General features: G+C 54.1%; 3 protein-coding genes and 1 riboswitch. All 3 genes read left to right on the top strand.

Annotation, left to right across the window (positions count from 1 at the left end; translation table 11 throughout):
• Window positions 1-186: 186 nt before the first annotated feature.
• Window positions 187-401, top strand: a riboswitch (cobalamin riboswitch).
• 111 nt (window positions 402-512) lie between these two features.
• From Q0X57_RS07365 to Q0X57_RS07355, 3 genes are read left to right on the top strand one after another with little or no spacing between them, the layout of a single operon-like run.
• On the top strand, window positions 513-1,502 hold the full coding sequence (locus tag Q0X57_RS07365; RefSeq protein WP_297729697.1) for a sirohydrochlorin cobaltochelatase: 990 nt from the start codon (window positions 513-515) through the stop codon (window positions 1,500-1,502).
• A gap of 4 nt (window positions 1,503-1,506) precedes the next feature.
• Complete coding sequence (locus Q0X57_RS07360) at window positions 1,507-3,666, top strand: TonB-dependent receptor plug domain-containing protein (RefSeq protein WP_297729694.1); 2,160 nt, start codon at window positions 1,507-1,509, stop codon at window positions 3,664-3,666.
• A 44-nt stretch (window positions 3,667-3,710) separates the two neighbouring features.
• Window positions 3,711-5,012, top strand: coding sequence for a hypothetical protein (locus tag Q0X57_RS07355; protein WP_297729691.1), 1,302 nt, complete (start codon window positions 3,711-3,713; stop codon window positions 5,010-5,012).
• The last annotated feature ends 237 nt before the right edge of the window (window positions 5,013-5,249 follow it).

Raw genomic sequence — 5,249 nt, 5'->3', positions numbered from 1 at the left:
GTTCCGAAGAATTTTTCGTTTCCTCGCTGGATAATCCAAAATATCTACGGATGAATTTCCCGATTCCCTCCACCTCCCGATTTCTGCCATAGAGACGTAGATGCACTCGTCCGATATAATGCGTCAGCCCTGAATCTCTAACTTCTAATCTTCTAGTTTCTAGACTCTTTTTTGTATCTTTGCCGTACAACATCTTTGAGTGGTGGTGCATCAGCTCGCCTGCCGAGCGATGCAAGAGGGAAGTCCAGTGCGAATCTGGTACAGTGCCCGCTACTGTGATCCCCCTATTTCACAGAGCCTATCACAAGAGTCGTATGAGCCACTGCCCGACTGAGGTCTGGTGGGAAGGCGTTGATAGGCTGGGGTAAGTCAGGAGACCTGCCTCCACTCGTAACTTAGTATATAACTGTGTACGCTCGGTGGCAAGCGTACCTCAATGCTATGTTAATGGATCAGAGGCATATATCTCTTAGGAGGTGCTACGCTTACGAGCGTGGTGCTATCCCTGTGCTATGCTTAGACTTGACCTAGCAGATCAAAGCAACAACCGTATGATGCAACGACTCCTATTATTATATATGACACTACTCCTAGGTGGGCTATCGCTACAGGCGGGCAATAAGATCTTTGAGACCGACTCGCTCTTTGCAGGTATGGGTCCTAATGACAAAGGGGCTATCCTCGTGGTTCACTTTGGTACGACCCATGACGACACCCGTCGGGTCACCCTCGATGCGATCAATAAGTGCATAGCCTCCGCCTATCCCAACCTAGAGGTTCGTCAAGCTTACAGTTCGCGTATCGTGCGCAAGCGCCTAGCTGCGCGGGGTATAGAGATCCCCACGCCGGGCGAAGCGCTCAAAGAGCTAGCCCGTGAAGGCTTTACCCATCTGCTGGTTGTCTCTACGACCATCGTCGATGGGGTAGAGATGGAGTCGCTATCCTATGAGGTGGCGCATCAGCAGAACCTCTTTAAGAAGATCAGACTGGTGACGCCACTCCTCTTCTACGAGAGTGATTATAAGGATTTGACCGCTATCATGACCGCTCATCTAGAGCCCGATGTGGCTTACCTATGGGTGGGTCACGGCACCTACGATAGTGCCACGGCTCAGTATGCGATGCTGGATCACTATCTGCAGCGCCACGGCTATGGACAGGTGATCGTGGGCTGTGTGGAGGGTTATCCTTACTATGAGGAGGCGCTCGAGCGTCTGCGTGCTACGGGTCTCAAGCGAGTCTGCCTACAGCCGCTCATGATCGTGGCGGGCGAGCATGCCCAGGAGGATATGCTCCAAGAGTGGCAACCCCAGCTAGAGGCGCTCGGCTATCAGGTCGAGAGCGTGGTGCGTGGGCTCGGCGAACTGCCAGAGGTTCAGGAGATGATCTTGAAGAAAGTGGACTTCTTCATGACCCATCGTCGTCTCTCCATTATGGACAAGAAAGCGATCTACGAGGAGACTGGCGAGAAGCTACACCAGTCTGACTCTATAGCTCAGTAAGCCGATGAGACGTAGCTACCTTTACCTATTTCTGCTCCTAGCTAGCTGTGTGCTCCCGATCACTGCTCAGAGGAAGACACGCACACAGCCTCACGATACGATAGACTATAAGAACCTCGGCGAGGTGATCGTCGTGGCGCCTACCCATAGACGTATCATGCAGCAGCAGACGCTCTCGGCGATCAGCCTAGATGTCAAGCCTCTCATCGCCTCGATGGGGAGTCTCAACGAACTGGTCGCTCAGAGCTCGGGCGTACGTCTCAGAGAGTCTGGTGGTGTGGGCTCAAGCAATGAGCTGTCGATCAATGGTCTGTCGGGTAGTGCCGTTCGCTACTTTATCAATGGTGTGCCACTCTCCTCGATGGGCGAGGGGGCTTCGCTCGCTACACTGCCGGTGAACCTCATTGATCGTGTTGAGATCTACAAAGGGGTTGTGCCGCCTGAGCTAGGTATGGATGCCCTCGGTGGAGCGGTCAACATCGTGACCAACAGCCGTGGGGAGAGCTATTTGGACTGTTCGCTGCGGGGTGGCTCCTTTCACACCTTTGCGCTAGATCTAGCGGGGCAGTATAGAGAGCAGCGGAGTGGCTTTACGGTGCGCCCCACACTACGCTATCAGTACTCTAAGAATGACTACATCATGCGTGGCATGGAGGTGTGGAATGGTGAAAAGCAAGAGTACGAGCAGCGCGACTTCCGACGCTTTCACGATGGCTACCAGTCGATCTTAGGACGGCTGCAGCTGGGCGTGACCAAGAAGCCGTGGGCTGATGCGGCTCTGCTCGGGGTAGGCTATACAAAGAGTGCCAGCGAGATACAGACCGGCTTTCGTCAGACGCTGGTCATTGGTGAGGCGATGCGTGATCGCGACGACTTGAGCTTCTCGGCACACTATGCCAAGCGCAATCTCTTCACCCCAGGGCTCTCCGCCACGCTGGACGCTTCCTTCGCTCGCAATCATATCATGATCACAGATACTGCCTACCGCAAGTATAGCTGGGATGGCACCTTCGTAGAGACACACTACAGCGAGCTGATGCGTCGCACTCGTATGATCCGCCACACGGTGCGCCCCTCCTGGACGGCACGTGCTAACCTCGCCTACAGCATCCCTCAGGGCGGAGATCTCAACTTCAACTATCAGATGAGCTCCATAGCCAATAAGCGGTACGATACTTACGATCTTGACTTTGAGTCGTCACGTGACCGCATGGCGCAGCACATCTTCGGGCTCTCGTATGGCACGACACTCCTCCATGGCCGTCTGCGTGGGATGATCTTTGCCAAGGACTACCTCTACCACGTTGCCATCGAGCAGGCTGATATGTACTGGCTGACGGGTGTCAAAGATGTGCCTACGCAACAGACTAAAAACAAACTGGGCTACGGGCTAGGACTACGCTACACGATTGCTGACGAGCTGGCTGTCAAAGCTTCCTTCGAGCGTGCCACCCGCCTGCCGACAGCTCGTGAGCTGATGGGTAATGGAGCCAATATCTACCCCAACTTCAAGCTCCAGCCTGAGCAAGCTTACAACCTCAACCTAACGCTCTACGGACAGGCTCAGTGGGGTGGCCTGCACTTCCTCAACTACGAGGCGACCGCCTTCTATCGCAACGTCTCCAACTACATACACCGTGTGGTGCTGGGTGACGTCGAGAGCCAGTACGACAATGTCGGTTCGTCGCTCGTCCTCGGTGGCGAGATGGAGGTCAAGTACAACTATGCTAATCTCCTCGACCTCACGCTCAACGGCACCTACACCGACGAGCGGGACCGCACGCGCATCAACGTCTACGGTCAGCCCAACCCGACCTACGGCTATCGGATCCCCAACGATCCCTTCCTATATGGCAATCTACTCCTAGGGGCTAACTGGCGCAAGCCGTTTGGCATCCAGGCAAGTGCTATACACTTTAATGCGGGTCTAGGCTATATCCACTGGTTTTACCTCACCTGGGCAGCCTTTGGGCGCAAAAACACCAAGGCGGTCATCCCGACCAGTTACGACCTCTCGGCTGGGGTCACCTGGAGCTTCGCTCACGACCGCTACTCCATATCTCTGCAGAGCAGCAATCTACTAGACCGTCCGCTCTATGACAACTATATGTTACAGAAGCCTGGACGCGCCTTCTACTGCAAGCTCCGCATATTCCTTAACTAGAAGACATACGAACACTTACATCAATCATCAAAACTTAGATTACTATGACTAAAGCTTATCGCTTACTGGCGGCCCTCGTGGTCGCTCTCGTCACACTCTCATTCACGTCGTGTGGCCCAGATACGCCCCAGCCTGAGAAGGAGATAACTGTGGGCTATGACCTATGGGTTCCCATAGAGGCTTCTACCGCTGGGAGCTCAACGGCCAACGCAGACCCGCACATCATCGCACGTGTTGCTGATCTGACCCAGGGTGTCTTCAGCATTAAGGGACAGGGGGTAGAGACCTCTGCATCTACCCTAACGCCCAACGTGGTCTACCACAATGGTTACTACTACAACATCTCTCGCGAGGGTCGCTTCGGCAAGTTCCGCGTGTCCAACACGGGCATCGAGACAATCAAGGAGTTCCCCATGCCACAGATCCTAGACCGTCGCTTCTCACACGCTTGGCTAGACGACAACACACTTGTCCTAGTTAGCTCCGTAGGTGACAAGCAGGAGATGTCTTGGGTCAAGGTTGATGTCAATAAGATGGCCATCGTTGCTGAGGGCAAGCTTGACCTACCTAAGCCTGCCGAGGGTGAGCTCTTTAACTCTAGCGGTCTGCTAGGCTACCGCAAGGCTGACAATATGCTCATCTTCCCACACGTCTATATGGTCAAGTCTAAGAAGACTAAGATGGCACAGCCTCCCAAGCGTAATGAGATCTACATCGCATTCATTGATGCGAGTACGATGGCGGTGAAGAAGATCGACAAGGATCCACGCTGTGAGCACCTGAGCTCAACCTCTTTTGGTGAGACGCGCTGTCAGAAGACTTTCTTTGACTCTAAGGGTAACTTCTACTTTGCTGCAGCTTCCTGCAATATCCCCGAGAATGCTAAGAAGAAGAGCGGTACGAAGCAGCGTAGCTTCCTCTTCCGTGTCAATGCAGGCTCTATGGAGACGGACAAGAGTTTCGACGGATATGCACAGCCTCGTGGTAAGATCATCACGGTCTTCCCGCTCAATGATGACGAGGTGCTCCTCTATATGCAGGATCCAGACTTCAAGGAGAAGGGCAATACTGACTGGAGTAGCAAGACTAACCGCTACATCTACTACTGGCTACGCTGCAACATGAAGACGCATCAGGTCGAGCATATCAAGGATATTCCCTTTAGCAATGGTAACTATGGTCAGCTAGCCGTTCGTAATGGTGACTTGGTCAGCATCGGTGCCAACGTGGAGGGCGCTCCTACGACCATCTACCAGTACAATGTCAACACCCGCCAGGTGACCAAGGGTGCTACGCTGGCTGACGGCTTCGAGCTAGACCGCATCACGCCCGTCGTCAAGGAGTAACCCCCCCCCCTAGCACAGTGCGACTACAGCCAGGCTTGTAGTCGTAGGGACGCACAGAACGAGTAGCCCTTTGTCGGGACGCACGATCTGTGCGTCCGTTGTGTCAAAAGTTACGGTATCCGTGGATTTAACGGGGACGGACGCCCTCCCGCTAGACACTCCCGTGCGTCCCTACAGCCGTCACACGTCTCGTCGTTCGACAACGGACGCACAGATCGTGCGTCCCTACAGCGGTTA

The sequence above is a fragment of the uncultured Porphyromonas sp. genome (genome assembly GCF_947254915.1).
GTDB lineage: Bacteria > Bacteroidota > Bacteroidia > Bacteroidales > Porphyromonadaceae > Porphyromonas.
This window is presented reverse-complemented; position numbering and strand designations above follow the sequence as displayed.